Origin of the sequence: Qipengyuania zhejiangensis, from assembly GCF_035607565.1 — a bacterium.
Taxonomy (GTDB): Bacteria; Pseudomonadota; Alphaproteobacteria; order Sphingomonadales; family Sphingomonadaceae; genus Qipengyuania; species Qipengyuania zhejiangensis.
In genome coordinates this window covers 76,452-89,716 of the sequence record NZ_JAYKGO010000003.1, presented here as the reverse complement: position 1 = coordinate 89,716, position 13,265 = coordinate 76,452, and the positions used below count along the sequence as shown (strand labels likewise).

11 protein-coding genes, 1 tRNA gene and 1 other RNA gene are annotated in these 13,265 nt (G+C 63.2%); 10 read left to right on the top strand and 3 right to left on the bottom strand.

Annotation, left to right across the window (positions count from 1 at the left end; genetic code table 11):
* Positions 1-5 precede the first annotated feature (5 nt).
* From VR863_RS08055 to ffs, 4 genes are all read left to right on the top strand, one after another.
* Complete coding sequence (locus tag VR863_RS08055) at positions 6-1,022, top strand: polyprenyl synthetase family protein (protein ID WP_324827955.1); 1,017 nt, start codon at positions 6-8, stop codon at positions 1,020-1,022.
* 21 nt (positions 1,023-1,043) lie between these two features.
* The gene (gene hrpB / locus VR863_RS08050; protein ID WP_324827954.1) at positions 1,044-3,473 is read left to right on the top strand and encodes an ATP-dependent helicase HrpB; all 2,430 of its coding nucleotides are present in this window, start codon (positions 1,044-1,046) and stop codon (positions 3,471-3,473) included.
* Between the two features lie 16 nt (positions 3,474-3,489).
* On the top strand, positions 3,490-3,768 hold the full coding sequence (locus VR863_RS08045) for an ETC complex I subunit (RefSeq protein ID WP_324827953.1): 279 nt from the start codon (positions 3,490-3,492) through the stop codon (positions 3,766-3,768).
* A 127-nt stretch (positions 3,769-3,895) separates the two neighbouring features.
* Positions 3,896-3,990: signal recognition particle sRNA small type (gene ffs / locus VR863_RS08040), an RNA gene on the top strand.
* 7 nt (positions 3,991-3,997) lie between these two features.
* On the opposite strand, the gene VR863_RS08035 is transcribed toward ffs, so the two are convergent.
* A complete protein-coding gene (locus VR863_RS08035) occupies positions 3,998-4,483 on the bottom strand; it encodes a DUF4188 domain-containing protein (protein ID WP_324827952.1) in 486 nt (161 codons plus the stop codon).
* A gap of 86 nt (positions 4,484-4,569) precedes the next feature.
* Here VR863_RS08035 and VR863_RS08030 point away from each other — a divergent pair, with 86 nt between their 5' ends.
* The 4 genes from VR863_RS08030 (at position 4,570) to VR863_RS08015 (ending at position 9,805) form a co-directional block, all read left to right on the top strand.
* Entirely contained in the window at positions 4,570-6,435 is a 1,866-nt protein-coding gene (locus VR863_RS08030; RefSeq protein WP_324827951.1) for a DNA polymerase III subunit gamma/tau, read from the top strand.
* Positions 6,432-6,767 (top strand): YbaB/EbfC family nucleoid-associated protein, encoded by a 336-nt coding sequence (locus VR863_RS08025; protein WP_324827950.1) that lies wholly within the window; start codon positions 6,432-6,434, stop codon positions 6,765-6,767. The genes VR863_RS08030 and VR863_RS08025 overlap by 4 nt, the downstream gene beginning before the upstream one ends.
* Positions 6,768-6,888: 121 nt before the next feature.
* Positions 6,889-9,282 carry an endopeptidase La gene (gene lon / locus VR863_RS08020; protein WP_324827949.1) on the top strand — a complete coding sequence of 798 codons (2,394 nt, stop codon included), beginning with the start codon at positions 6,889-6,891 and terminating at the stop codon, positions 9,280-9,282.
* A gap of 250 nt (positions 9,283-9,532) precedes the next feature.
* Positions 9,533-9,805, top strand: a complete 273-nt coding sequence (locus tag VR863_RS08015) for an HU family DNA-binding protein (RefSeq protein WP_324827948.1) — start codon at positions 9,533-9,535, stop codon at positions 9,803-9,805.
* Between the two features lie 132 nt (positions 9,806-9,937).
* Here the strand turns inward: VR863_RS08015 and VR863_RS08010 are convergent, their stop codons facing one another.
* Together VR863_RS08010 and rlmB are read right to left on the bottom strand one after the other, a co-directional pair.
* Positions 9,938-10,792, bottom strand: a complete 855-nt coding sequence (locus VR863_RS08010; protein ID WP_324827947.1) for a hypothetical protein — start codon at positions 10,790-10,792, stop codon at positions 9,938-9,940.
* A gap of 18 nt (positions 10,793-10,810) precedes the next feature.
* Positions 10,811-11,605 (bottom strand): 23S rRNA (guanosine(2251)-2'-O)-methyltransferase RlmB, encoded by a 795-nt coding sequence (gene rlmB / locus VR863_RS08005; RefSeq protein WP_324827946.1) that lies wholly within the window; start codon positions 11,603-11,605, stop codon positions 10,811-10,813.
* A gap of 150 nt (positions 11,606-11,755) precedes the next feature.
* Here rlmB and VR863_RS08000 point away from each other — a divergent pair.
* Both VR863_RS08000 and VR863_RS07995 read left to right on the top strand, forming a co-directional pair.
* Positions 11,756-11,841 (top strand) — tRNA-Tyr (locus VR863_RS08000).
* A gap of 196 nt (positions 11,842-12,037) precedes the next feature.
* Positions 12,038-13,234, top strand: a complete 1,197-nt coding sequence (locus VR863_RS07995; protein WP_324827945.1) for a tyrosine-type recombinase/integrase — start codon at positions 12,038-12,040, stop codon at positions 13,232-13,234.
* Positions 13,235-13,265: the final 31 nt, after the last annotated feature.

Here is a 13,265-nt window from a genome sequence, read left to right as displayed (position 1 = left end):
CCGAAATGACAGCCGAAGTCGTAACCCTGCCGCGCAAGGAACCCGAAGCCTCGATTGAGCCCATGTTGGCTCTCACCGCTCCGGGCATGAACCAGGTCAACCAGGTCATCCTCGACCGGATGCAAAGCGAAGTGCCGTTGATACCGGCGCTGGCGGGGCATCTGATTTCGGGTGGCGGCAAGCGGTTGCGGCCGATGCTGACTCTCGCCGGTGCCGAAGTTGTCGGGTACAACGGCGGCCGCCATTACAAGCTGGCCGCTGCGGTGGAATTCATCCACACCGCCACGCTGCTTCACGACGATGTCGTCGACGGCAGCGATCTCAGGCGCGGGAAAGCGGCAGCCAACATCATTTTCGGCAACCCTGCCACCGTGCTGGTGGGTGATTTCCTGTTCAGCCGCGCCTTCGAACTGATGGTCGAGGACGGCAGCCTGAAGGTTCTGAAAATTCTTTCGGGCGCCAGCGCCATCATCGCCGAAGGGGAGGTCGACCAGCTCACCGCCCAGCGCAAGATCGATACGAGCGAAGAGCGCTACCTTCACATTATTCGCGCCAAGACGGCGGCCCTGTTCGCTGCAGCCAGCCGGATCGCTGCGGTCGTTGCCGAATGCGACGAGGAAAAGGAACGTGCGCTCGACGAATACGGCCGCAACCTCGGCGTGGCCTTCCAGCTTGTCGACGATGCGCTCGATTACGATTCCAACGCGGCAGCGATGGGCAAGGACCGCGGCGATGATTTCCGCGAGGGCAAGATGACCCTTCCGGTCATTCTCGCCTACGCTCGCGGCAACGAGGAAGAACGCGAGTTCTGGAAAGCGGCAATCGGCGGTTTCCGGACCAGCGATGCGGATCTCGACCATGCGGTCGAACTGATCGATCGCCACAACGCCGTGGCCGATACGCGGGCACGGGCACGGCATTTCGCCCAGCGCGCAATCGACGCCTTGTCGATATTCCCCGACAGCAAGGCTCGCCAGGCAATGGGCCAGGCGGCGCTGTTCGCGGTGGCGCGCGGGTACTGATCCGTCCTAAGGGCACTGGCCGTGTCCAAACTGCCGATCCATTCCGTCCTTCCGGACCTGCTTGCGGCTTTGCAGCGGGGAACGGGCGCTGTGCTGGTCGCGCCGCCGGGCGCGGGCAAGACCACGGCTGTGGCGACGGCGCTGCTGGATCAGGAATGGTGCAGCGGAACGGTTATCCTGACATCGCCCCGCCGTGTCGCGGCCCGTGCCGCGGCCGAACGCATGGCCGAACAGCTGGGTGAAAAGCCCGGCGAAACCGTCGGCTACCTGACCCGTCTCGACAGCAAGAAATCGGCCCGGACACGGGTGCTGGTCATGACCGAAGCTATCTTCGTCAACACCATTCTGGCGGATCCGGAACTGACCGGCGTATCCGCCGTGCTGTTCGACGAAGCGCATGAACGGCATCTCGACAGCGATCTCGGCCTCGCGCTCGCGCTGGAAAGCCGCGGCATCGTGCGCGAGGATCTGCGGGTTGTTGTCATGTCCGCCACGATCGACGGTGCGCGCTTTGCCAGGCTTCTCGGCACCGACGCGCCCGTTCTGGAAAGCGAAGGCCGCGCTCATCCGTTGAGGATCGAATGGCTTGGTTCGTCCCCCCAGCTGCGCGTGGAAGACGCCATGGCGGCAGCGATTGTCACCGCGTGGCGAGCCGAGGAAGACGGAGACATTCTCGCCTTTCTGCCCGGCGTCGGCGAGATCGAACGCACGCGCGAACGGCTTGAGCAACGTCTCCCATCGGCGTTGGTGCTGCCGTTGCATGGTCAGGTTGATCCGGCCGGACAACGCGCAGCCATTCGGCGCGATCCGTCAGGGCGCCGCCGCATCGTGCTTGCCACGGCGATTGCCGAAACGTCGCTGACGCTGGACGGTGTTGCGATCGTCGTCGATGCGGGCCTGTCCCGGCGGGCGGAATTCGACCGCGCAGCCGGCACCACCCATCTTGTCACCCACCGGGCCAGTCAGGCTGCTGCCGCCCAGCGCGCGGGCCGCGCCGCGCGCCAGGGACCGGGCGTGGCTTATCGCCTGTGGGAGCAGGGGGGGCATCAGGGGCGCCAGCCGTTCGATCCGCCGGAAATGGCGACGGCCGATTTGTCGCCGCTCGTCCTGGCGCTGGCGCAATGGGGGTGCGGCGATCCGGCGCAACTGGCGTGGCTCGACCCGCCGCCTGACGCCTCCGTCGAAGCCGCGCGTACGACATTGCTGGCCCTCGGCGCGCTCGACCTGGATGGCCGCATTACCGCGCGCGGGTCGAAGCTCGCCCAGCTTCCGCTCGATCCCCAGGGCGCGGCGACGGTTCTTTTCGGGGCCGAGCATGGCGCCCAACGGCACGCGGCGCGGCTGGCCTTATTGCTGCAGGAACGCGGGTTGGGTGGACGCGGGGAAGATCTGGAAGCGCGTCTGGCGCGGTGGAACGCCGCCCGGTCCCCGCGCGCCGAAGCGAGCCGGAAACTCGCCGATCGGTGGGCGAAGAAGGCGCAGGAACTGGTGCAGCCGAAACAGGTGTCCGATCAGCCGCCCTCGGCGATTCTTCTGGCCGCAGGTCGTCCGGAATTCATTGCCAAACGCCGCGATAGCCGGGGGGAAAGCTGGATTGCGGCGGGCGGACGCGGCTTCGCGCTCGATCCGGCTTCGCCGCTGGCCCGCGCCCCGTTCATCGTGATCGGCGACGCGCAGGGGCAGGCAAAGGGCGCGCACGTCACATCCGCGATTGCGCTGGAGGAGGCCGATATCGAGCGTTGGCTGCCCGAACGGATTGAACGCCGTCAGGTGGTGCGATGGAATGGCGAACGGGTCGAGGCGCTGGTTCAACGCGCACTCGGTTACATCACCCTGGCCAGCGGGCCGGACGACGCCCCCGATGCACAGGCGATTGTGGATATCCTTGAGGATAAGGCGCGGGATAACCTTGGGAAACTTTTGCCATCCGATCTGCTGGCCCGGGCGCGGTATGCGGGGGCGGACACCTTGTCGGCGGAGCGGCTGGCGCAGGACACCTCGCTTTGGCTGGCGCCCATGCTGGCGGGCCGGCGCGACCTTGCCTTGCCAAGGGCCAGGCTTGTCGACGCCCTTCTGGGGATGCTGGACTGGGACACGCGCCAGCGTCTCGATACGCTGGCCCCACGCGAATTCACGTCACCGGCGGGGACGACGCATCGCATCGAATACACTGGCGACGATGCGCCGAGCGTAGAGGTGCGGGTGCAGGCGCTGTTTGGTCTCGAACGCCATCCTATGATTGGCAACACGCCGCTGTTGCTGAAGCTGACCAGCCCGGCGGGGCGGCCGATCCAGTCGACCAGGGATCTGCCCGGATTCTGGCGAGGCAGCTGGGCGGATGTCTGCAAGGACATGAAGGGCCGCTATCCCAAGCACCGCTGGCCCGAGGCACCCTGGACCGAGAAACCCAGCCTGAAGACCAAGAACGCCTTTTCCAAGGGCTCCAACTGAATTACAGGGCAACCCCATGGCAGCACGAATCTATCAGCGACCGAAAAACGCAATGCAGTCGGGCCGCGCCCGTACCGATGAATGGGTGCTCGAATTCGAGCAGTCTGAAGCGCGGCGTGCCGACCCCCTGATGGGGTGGACCGGCAGCGGCGATACGCAGGCGCAGGTGCAGCTTACATTCGGCTCCGTGGATGAGGCCAAGGCCTATGCCGACAAATATGGCATTGTTGCACGTGTGCACGCGACCCCGCCAAAGGGTCTGAAACTACAGGCTTACGCCGACAATTTTCGCTGATTTCCAGCCCGGTGCCACCGGGCTGACGCACTCGGCGAAATGCCGGGCAATTGCATCGGGACCGCACTCGGCTGATCCCATACGCATCCGCGCTTGCATCCCCGCGCCCGCATCGCCATATGGCGCCCCGGGAGTCGGTCGGACGTTTGCGTTCGCTCACCGGGTCAGGTCCGGAAGGAAGCAGCCCAGGTGGATTGCGGCGGGTCGGCCGGCTCCTATTTCCAGTCAGTCATGGGTCAACCGTCTCTCGCATTCGCGAGCGTGCTTCGTTGCGTGAACCGACCGCGGGCGTCAGGCCAGCGACCTTGCCTAGACCCCAATCGGGCATGTTTCCGTAAACGGTTTCGTATCCGCCCGCAGGGACCGTGTATGTTTCGTGGAATATGCCCACGGTCCCGTTGCTGCCGATGGCCTTGTTGAAGGCTGTCCACGCAGGCAGGTGCTTTTGATCGCGGTCACGCGCATAGGCTTCGAGGCTGCCGAAATCCTTCCAGTACTGTAGCAGCATGATGGTACGCAGCCCCTGGATCATGGTTTCGGCCCCCAGGAAACCGCTTTGCGGATTGGCCGACAATTCCTCGATCATGGGCCGCATCGACCGGGCGACGGGCACCCACTTGCCCGGTTTCAGGAAGCGGTTGATCCGCATCCCGATGACGAAGACGACCAGCGGACCCCTGTGGTCGGCGGTAAAACGTCCCGAATTCACCTTCATACGATCGTGCCCCCATCCCGAAATTTGGAGCATAGATACCAAGGAGGGCTTCGACAAACCACGCTGTAGCCCCTACCTATCCAGCCATGGGTGATTCACCGGACAATCCCGACTCGCTTCCATGGGCGAGCGATGATGAAGAGACCGCGCCGAGCGCTGCCGAGCTTGAGCAGGCAGGGCAGGAATCGATGTTCGGCGCCGAACCGCCACAGCCGGAGGTCGCACCGTCCGTGACGGCTCCGGCCACCGACCCGCAAATTGCCGATTCGGCCACGCCGGAGGTGACGACAACGGCCCCTGCAGCCCCGGTTTCGCCCTCGGCTCCAGCCCCTGCCACCCAGCCGTACCGCGTTCTGGCTCGCAAGTACCGACCGCAAACCTTTGCCGAACTTATCGGACAGGATGCGATGGTCCGCACCCTGGCGAACGCCATTGCACGCGATCGGCTGGCTCATGCGTTCTTGATGACCGGCGTTCGCGGGGTGGGCAAGACATCCACCGCGCGGCTTATCGCCAAGGCTCTCAACTGCATCGGTCCCGACGGGCAGGGCGGCCCGACGATCAGCCCGTGCGGCGAATGCGAGCCGTGCCGCGCGATTGCCGAAGGCCGCCATATCGACGTGATCGAAATGGATGCCGCGTCGCACACCGGTGTCGACGATGTGCGCGAAATCATCGAAGCCGTGCGGTACGCTGCGGTCAGCGCACGGTACAAGATCTACATCATCGACGAAGTTCACATGCTGTCACGCAACGCGTTCAACGCCCTGCTCAAGACGCTCGAAGAACCGCCGGCGCATGTGAAATTCCTGTTTGCCACCACCGAAGTCGACAAACTGCCGGTCACCGTGCTCAGCCGGACCCAGCGGTTTGACCTGCGCCGTATCCCGGTGGACCTGCTGCAATCGCATTTTGCGGAAATCTGCCGCAAGGAAGAAGTCGAGGCAGAAGATGAGGCGCTGCACATCGTTGCCGGTGCGGCCGAAGGTTCCGTGCGCGACGGGCTGTCCATCCTCGATCAGGCGATCGCCCATGCGGATCTGGACACTGAAGGCCGGGTCACCGCCGCGCGCGTGCGCGACATGCTCGGCCTTGCGGACAAATCGGCCCAGAGGCGCCTGTTCGGATTCATGCTGGACGGCGACGGAAAATCCCTGCTGGCCGCGATAGACGAACAATACGCCCTGGGTGTCGAGCCGCTGGCCCTGATGCGGGCGCAGATGGATTTGGCGCACCGGATTGCCCTGGCACAGATTGCCGGCGGCGAAGCGGACGCCACCACGGCGGAAGAACGCGACGCGCTCACCGGCTGGGCTGAACAGCTCGCAATCGGGCAGATTCATCGGTTGTGGCAATTGCTCCTCAAGGGCCACGATGAAGTGCGGCTGGCGCCCGATCCTCTCGTTTCGCTGCGTATGGCGCTGCTCCGGGTACTTTATGCCGGGCAGATGCCCGATCCGGGCAAGTTGGCGAAGAAACTCGAAACCCTCGCGTCGCAGGCTCCTGCCCCGGCGGCGGACGGCGCAGCGCCTTCGTCGGCGCCAACCGCCAAGGCAGCCCTTGACTGGAAAACGCTGGTCGATACCGTGGATGCGGCGGGCCAACCCCTGGCGGCCAGCGTGATGCGCCTGCAGGTGCGGGTGATCGAACTGGCGGACGGCACGTTGCGCTTTTCGCGCGACGGGAAATTCACCGACGATATCGTTCCGATCCTTCGCGATGCCCTTGCTTCGATCAGCGGCAAGCGATGGATCGTGGAGGAACTGCCGGGCGGTTCGGGCATGGTTTCGCTGGTCGAGCAGGCCCAGAATGAACGGGCCGCCGCTGCCGCGGCCACCCGCGCGCATCCTTTGGTGAAGGCTGCCTTTGCAGCGTTCCCCGATGCCGAACTGATTGAAGATGGCGCCGATCCCCCCGTTCGGCGCGAAACCCCTTGGAGTAGAAACGCATGAACATGGAAGAAATGCTCGCCCAGGCGCAGAAGGCCGCCGAAACGATCCAGAAGCAGATGGGCGAGGCGCAGGCCAAGCTCGACGAAATCGAAGTCGAAGGCACTGCCGGCGGCGGCCTGGTCAAGGTTCGCGCCAGCGCGCGCGGCCGCATAATCGGTGTCACGATCGACGAAAGCATGATGAAGCCGGAAGAAAAGCAGATGGTCGAAGATCTTGTGACCGCCGCGTTCAACGATGCGCGCGACAAGGCCGACCGTGTTTCCGGCGAAGAAATGTCCAAGATCCAGCAGGGTATGGGCCTTCCGCCCGGCATGAAGCTGCCCGGCTTGTAAGAAGGGTGGGGCGGGGTGATCCCCCGCTCTTCCACACCCTTTAAGCCTGGCGCGTTGCGAAGCGGGGGCCGCGTCACCATATTCCGGGAAACGGCCCTCAAGGCCTCTACGGATTGGACATATGACCCCCAGCTTACCCCTCCTTCCCCTGCGCGATATCGTTGTTTTCCCCGGCCTCGTCGTTCCGCTTTTCGTGGGCCGCGACAAATCGGTGGCGGCGCTCGAAGCGGCGATGGAAGGTTCGAAGGACATTTTCCTTCTCGCCCAGCTCGATCCCGGCTGTGACGACCCCGAACGACACGACCTTTACGATATCGGCGTGGTCGCGCAGGTTTTGCAGCTGCTGAAATTGCCGGATGGCACTGTGCGCGTGTTGGTGCAGGGTACCCGCCGCGCCACGCTCGAAGAACTGGTAACCCAGGGCGATCATGTCGTCGCCGAGCTTTCCTACCGTGACCCGATTACCGCATCGGGCAGCGAAGTGGTCGCGATGATGCGGCAGGTTGTCGAACAGTTCGGCGAATACGCCAAGCTCAACAAGAAGATCGGCGAAGAAGCGGCCGAGCAACTCGCCGGCATCGACGACGCTGGCGAACTGGCCGACACGATCGCTGCGGCCATCAACGCCAAGGTTTCGGACAAGCAGGCATTGCTGGTCGAACACGATCCGCTGAAGCGGCTCGAGATGGTCATGTCGTTCATGGAAGGCGAACTGTCCGTGCTCCAGGTGGAGCGGCGGATTCGTGGCCGTGTGAAGCGCCAGATGGAAAAGACCCAGCGCGAATATTACCTCAACGAACAGCTCAAGGCGATCCAGAACGAACTGGGCGATGGCGATGAAGACGGCGGCAACGAGATTGCCGAACTGACCGAGAAGATCGCCAAGACCAAGCTTTCGAAGGAAGCTCGCGAGAAGGCGGAAAGCGAACTCAAGAAGCTGCGCACCATGCAGCCGATGAGCGCGGAAGCCACCGTCATCCGCAATTACCTCGATGTGTTGCTTGGCCTGCCGTGGGGCAAGAAGAGCAAGGTCAAGAAGGACATCGGCAAGGCTCAGGAGATCCTCGATGCCGATCACTACGCCCTGGAAAAGGTAAAGGACCGGATCATCGAATATCTCGCCGTGCAGGCGCGAACCAACAAGCTGAAGGGGCCGATCCTGTGCCTCGTCGGCCCTCCGGGCGTGGGCAAGACCAGCCTCGGCAAATCGATTGCCAAGGCTACCGGGCGCGAATTCGTGCGTCAGTCGCTGGGCGGCGTTCGCGACGAAGCGGAAATCCGCGGCCACCGCCGGACCTATATCGGTTCGCTGCCGGGCAAGATCGTCACCAACCTCAAGAAGGCCGGAAAATCCAACCCGCTGTTCCTGCTCGATGAAATCGACAAGCTCGGCCAGGATTTCCGCGGCGATCCGGCCAGCGCGTTGCTGGAGGTTCTCGACCCCGAACAGAACAGCAAGTTCCAGGACCATTACCTGGAGCTGGATCTCGATCTGTCCGACATCATGTTCGTGACCACGGCCAACAGCCTCAACCTGCCGCAGCCGCTGCTGGACCGGATGGAAATCATCCGGCTGGAAGGGTACACCGAAGACGAAAAGGTCGAGATTGCGACCCGCCATCTGCTGCCCAAGCAGATCAAGGAGCATGGCCTCAAGGACGGTGAATTTGCGCTTAGCCAGGACGGTCTGCGCGATCTGATCCGCTATTACACCCGCGAAGCGGGCGTCCGCACGCTGGAACGCGAACTGGCCCGTCTCGCGCGCAAGTCCTTGCGCCAGATTCTCGAAGGCAAGGCGACGAGCGTCGCGATCACGGCGGAAAATCTCCACGAATTTGCCGGTGTTCGCAAGTTCAAGCACGGCATGGGCGAAGAAGAACCCCAGGTCGGTGCCGTGACCGGGCTGGCGTGGACCGAAGTGGGCGGCGAATTGCTGACCATCGAAAGCGTGACCACGCCGGGCAAGGGTGAAATCAAGACCACCGGCAAGCTGGGCGAAGTGATGACGGAAAGCATCGCCGCCGCCTTCAGTTTCGTGAAGGCGCGGGCGCCACATTACGGCATCAAGCCCAGCCTGATCCAGCGCCGGAACATCCACATTCACCTTCCGGAAGGGGCCGTGCCCAAGGATGGCCCGAGCGCGGGCGTGGGCATGGTGACCTCCATCGTTTCGACGCTTTCGGGTGTCGCGGTTCGCGCCGATGTCGCGATGACGGGCGAAGTGACCTTGCGTGGCCGCGTGCTGCCCATCGGGGGCCTGAAGGAAAAGCTGCTTGCGGCGCTGCGTGGCGGGATCAAGAAGGTCCTGATCCCGGAAGACAACGTAAAGGATCTCGCCGAGATTCCCGACAACGTGAAGCAGGGTCTCGAGATCGTGGCGGTGTCCCACGTCGATGAAGTTCTGGCCCATGCGCTGTGCAGCGTGCCCGAACCGATCGAGTGGACCGAAGCCGACGATCTGGCGAGCCAGCCGAACCCGTCGCAGGCAACGCCTCCGCCCCCCACCGCGCATTAGGAAAACATGCTGCGCTGCAGCGAATCGTCGCTGTGGCGCAGCTGATTTTCAGTTGCTGTTGAAGACCTGTGTGCAGGCGGTTCGTGGTGAACACTCGGTTCACCGTGATTTGGGTTCCGATTGGGTCAGGAATGGCTATTTTTAGCCGATTTTGCCTTTGACACTTGCGCCAAAAAACTCTCAATTCGCTCCCCTTCGCAGAGGCGATTCATCTGACACACATCCCAATACGAACGAGGGGGTTCCAAAAATGAACAAGAACGATCTGATCGGCGCGGTCGCCGACGCCAGCGGCCTTTCCAAAAGCGACGCTTCCAGCGCAGTCGAAGGCGTTTTCGATTCCATCACCAAGGCGCTCTCGGGCGGTGACGAAGTTCGTCTCGTCGGCTTCGGCACATTCTCGGTCGCCAAGCGCAAGGCTTCGACCGGCCGTAACCCGCGTACCGGTGAACCGATGACGATCAAGGCATCGAACCAGCCCAAGTTCAAGGCCGGCAAGGGCCTCAAGGATGCCGTCAACTAAGCACGGATATCTTGGGGAACGCGCGGCCTACGCCTCGTCGCGCGATCCCGATACGAATTACGCCGCACCAGCCATCAGGCCGGTGCGGCGTTTTTCATGTGTCTCGTGTGCCAAAGGGTTGGCGGGCGCGCTTCAGTCGAAAGCGATGAGCGCGGTGGGGGCCTGTTCGGTGCGCGGGGTGATTACCCACTTCAACACCTGACCGCGAGCGTGGAGCTGGGGGCCTTCATCGGTGTTGTTGGCCAGGATCCGGCCGTCGGTGACGATCGCAAAGGTTCCGTCCGCCATGGCTATCTTGGGCGCGGCTTCTTCGCCCTTTTCTTCCGAGAGCGCGGCCAGCCCGAACATCCCCGCCAGCATGCCCTGCATGGGGTTTCCACCGCCTTGTGCGGCAAATCCGGGCGCATCGACACGGATCTGGCCATTGTTCCGCAGGATGGCGGTCACGAACATGTTGGCCATCGGCAGCTTCTCGATCGTGGGAAACGCAAAGTCGTGCGACAGGGCACCGGAAATCGCGAAGTCGACATCGAATGTGCCGTCACCGCGGTATTCGACCGTGTTCCACCCGCGCTGCCGTTGCAGGCTCTTGGCAAGATCCTGTGCCGCTTCCGGGTTCGCCGGGTCGATGCCGCCCAGCATCGTCTTCATCTGTTCGGCCTCGGCAGCCTTGCGCGCCATGCGCTCTTCGCGCCCGGCCTCCCACGTTTCCTTCTGTTCGCCGATTTCGGCGGCGGTGCATTCGCGCTCGTCCAGCTCGTCGTCGTAACAGGCTTCCGCTTCGAACGGCTCTTCCGCCTTCGCACCCATTTCCGCCAGCGCACTGAGGGCGAGCATCTGGATTTCGCCATCATAGGTGAAAGCGAAGCTGCCATCCTTCATCAGGTGAAGTTCGCTGCTGAACTGACCTGGCGTCAGCAGACACCCCGATACCATGAGCGCGCTGGCCCCGGCCAATGCCGCTGCGCGAATTCTAGTGGCGATCATTGTGCCCCCCTTTTTCGATCAAACCTTCCGTGTCGCCACCGCGTATAGCGCAATTGCGCCGGCGTTCGAAACGTTGAGGCTTTCGATCGTCTCGCCAATCGGCAGTTTGGCCAGGGCATCGCAATGCCCTTCGATGTTGTGCCGCATGCCGTCACCCTCTGCGCCCAGAACCAGCGCGACGGGCCCGGCAGGCAGGGCTTCGGCCAGCGTCGCCTCGGCAGCGCCGGTGAGACCGATGCGCCAGTATCCGCTTTCCGCCATTTGCTCCAGCGCGCGCGCCAGATTGACGACCCGCACCCAGGGAAGAACTTCCAGGGCGCCCGATGCGGCCTTGGCCAGCACGCCGCCTTCGGGCGGGGAATGCCGGTCCTGCGTTACCAACGCGGATGCACCGAATGCGGCGGCCGAGCGCATGATCGCCCCGACATTGTGCGGATCGGTGACCTGGTCGAGCACCACGATGGGGCGCGCGGCATCGCCGTCGAGAACCTCGTCCAGATGAATATCCTCGAGCGGGGCGCATTCGAGCACCAGCCCCTGATGCGGCGCGTCCTTCGCGACCAGCCGGGCAAGATCGGCGACCTCGGCGTATTCGAGGGGGAAATCGGCCGGCAGCTCGCCATCGAGCGATTCGATGCCTTCGCGCGTGGCCCACAGCTTGCGATGGACGCGGTCCGGGTTGTTGAGCGCAGCCTCCACGGCATGGCGACCCCATATCCGCACCTGCCCGGTGCCGGCCCTGCCGCTTCCGCGGCCGCCGTTCATCCGGCCGGCCCGTCCCCTGAGTGCGCGCTTGCGTTCGCCTTTAGCCATCATTCTTGTCCTGTTCGATACATCGGTAGCGGCTCCTGCCAGTGTGCCCATTGACAGGCAAGCGCAGCTTCGCCAAAGGGGCGCCTCTCGGCCGGGGAGCCATACGGTTTCCCCAGCATTTCTCCCTAGCGAGATCAGGCGAGCCCGTGTGGACAGGTGGCCGAGTGGTTAAAGGCAGCAGACTGTAAATCTGCCCGCGCAAGCGTACGCTGGTTCGAATCCAGCCCTGTCCACCACCGCCCTTTCTCAAGACATCCCCGAAAAGCCCTAGAAATCGCAGAAAACCAAGGGTATTCTGCTTTACATCGTCCGCACTCGACCGCTTCTGTTTGCTTGCAGCCGGAGCGTAGTGTGGGAGAGGTGTGGGAGTAAAGTGGCTTCCTCCCACACTTGGTTTCTCCCACAATGGCGGCCAAGATGTGGGAGTAACCTATGGGCAAACTCACGGCGGTTGCGGTTAAGGCCGCTCTGGCGAATCCGGGCACCTATCAGGATGGCGACGGATTAGTTCTCAGAGTCGACAAAAGAGGAGGAGCTTATTGGCTCCTGCGAATCCAGCGTGATGGCAAACGTCAGGATATTGGACTGGGCAGTCCGAAGCTGGTCACGCTGGCCGAAGCGCGCGCCAAGGCGGCAGAATTGCGCAAGGCCGTAAAGGTCGAGAAGCGCGACGTGCTGACCGAGCGCAAGGACGAGGAAGCCGCCAAGGTCACCTTCCGTGAAGCCGCTACCCAATATCACTCCGAGAATGAGGCTGGCTGGAAGAGTGATGTCTACGGTCGCCAATGGCTCGCCAGTCTGGAAAACTACGCTTTTCCAAAGCTGGGAGACATGACGACTGGCGGTATCACCGCTGCCGACATCATCTCAATCCTCACCCCGATCTGGCAGGAAATTCCCGAAACAGCCCGCCAGGTCCGCAACCGGATTTGCGCGGTCCTCGATTACTCACATGCAAAGGGATGGCGCTCCACGGAGGCTCCATCGGGCAACAGTAGCCTGAAAGCGGGGCGGGGGCTGCCGCGACAGATCAAGAAACCGGCAAACCGCAAGGCGATGCCATACGTCGCCGTTCCTTCATTCCTGACCGCGCTGCGTCGCAAGCCATCCTATTCGCGTTTGGCGCTCGACCTGCTCATTCTGACCGGCGTTCGCTCACAGGAAGTGCGGCTCGCGAAATGGGACGAGTTCGATCTCGACCAGCGCCTTTGGACAATCCCAGCCGAACACATGAAGCGCAGCAGGGCGCACATTGTGCCGCTGTCAGAGGCAGCTCTGACGGTGCTTGTAAAGGCGGACGCAATGCGGCTCGAGGGGGCCGAAGTGGTCTTTCCCGGCATGACCGGCAAGGCAATGTCCAACATGACGCTGCTGAAGGTCATGCGCGACATGCAGGAGCCGTTCCATGTCCACGGTTTCCGTTCCAGCTTTACCGACTGGGCTGCCAACGAAGGCTTCCCCAATGCGGTTGTCGAAGCGGCGCTGGCGCACAAGACGCCTGATGCGGTGCAGGCCGCCTATAGGCGCACTACCTATCTCGGCACGCCGGACAATCCAGGGGCGAGGGTGAAGTTGATGGAAGCTTGGGGGAGCTATTGCTCGGGCGTTGCTTCGCCGTCGGAGGGCTAACTCTTGAAAAGCGACGCATCGTCCTACTCTT

Bases quoted from the DNA above. Each gene is read 5' to 3' on its own strand.
- VR863_RS08055 (WP_324827955.1), top strand. From the start codon at position 6: ATGACAGCCGAAGTCGTAACCCTGCCGCGCAAGGAACCCGAAGCCTCG.
- VR863_RS08045 (WP_324827953.1), top strand. From the start codon at position 3,490: ATGGCAGCACGAATCTATCAGCGACCGAAAAACGCAATGCAGTCGGGC.
- VR863_RS08035 (WP_324827952.1), bottom strand. From the start codon at position 4,483: ATGAAGGTGAATTCGGGACGTTTTACCGCCGACCACAGGGGTCCGCTG.
- VR863_RS08030 (WP_324827951.1), top strand. From the start codon at position 4,570: ATGGGTGATTCACCGGACAATCCCGACTCGCTTCCATGGGCGAGCGAT.
- VR863_RS08025 (WP_324827950.1), top strand. From the start codon at position 6,432: ATGAACATGGAAGAAATGCTCGCCCAGGCGCAGAAGGCCGCCGAAACG.
- lon (WP_324827949.1), top strand. From the start codon at position 6,889: ATGACCCCCAGCTTACCCCTCCTTCCCCTGCGCGATATCGTTGTTTTC.
- VR863_RS08015 (WP_324827948.1), top strand. From the start codon at position 9,533: ATGAACAAGAACGATCTGATCGGCGCGGTCGCCGACGCCAGCGGCCTT.
- VR863_RS08010 (WP_324827947.1), bottom strand. From the start codon at position 10,792: ATGATCGCCACTAGAATTCGCGCAGCGGCATTGGCCGGGGCCAGCGCG.
- rlmB (WP_324827946.1), bottom strand. From the start codon at position 11,605: ATGGCTAAAGGCGAACGCAAGCGCGCACTCAGGGGACGGGCCGGCCGG.
- VR863_RS07995 (WP_324827945.1), top strand. From the start codon at position 12,038: ATGGGCAAACTCACGGCGGTTGCGGTTAAGGCCGCTCTGGCGAATCCG.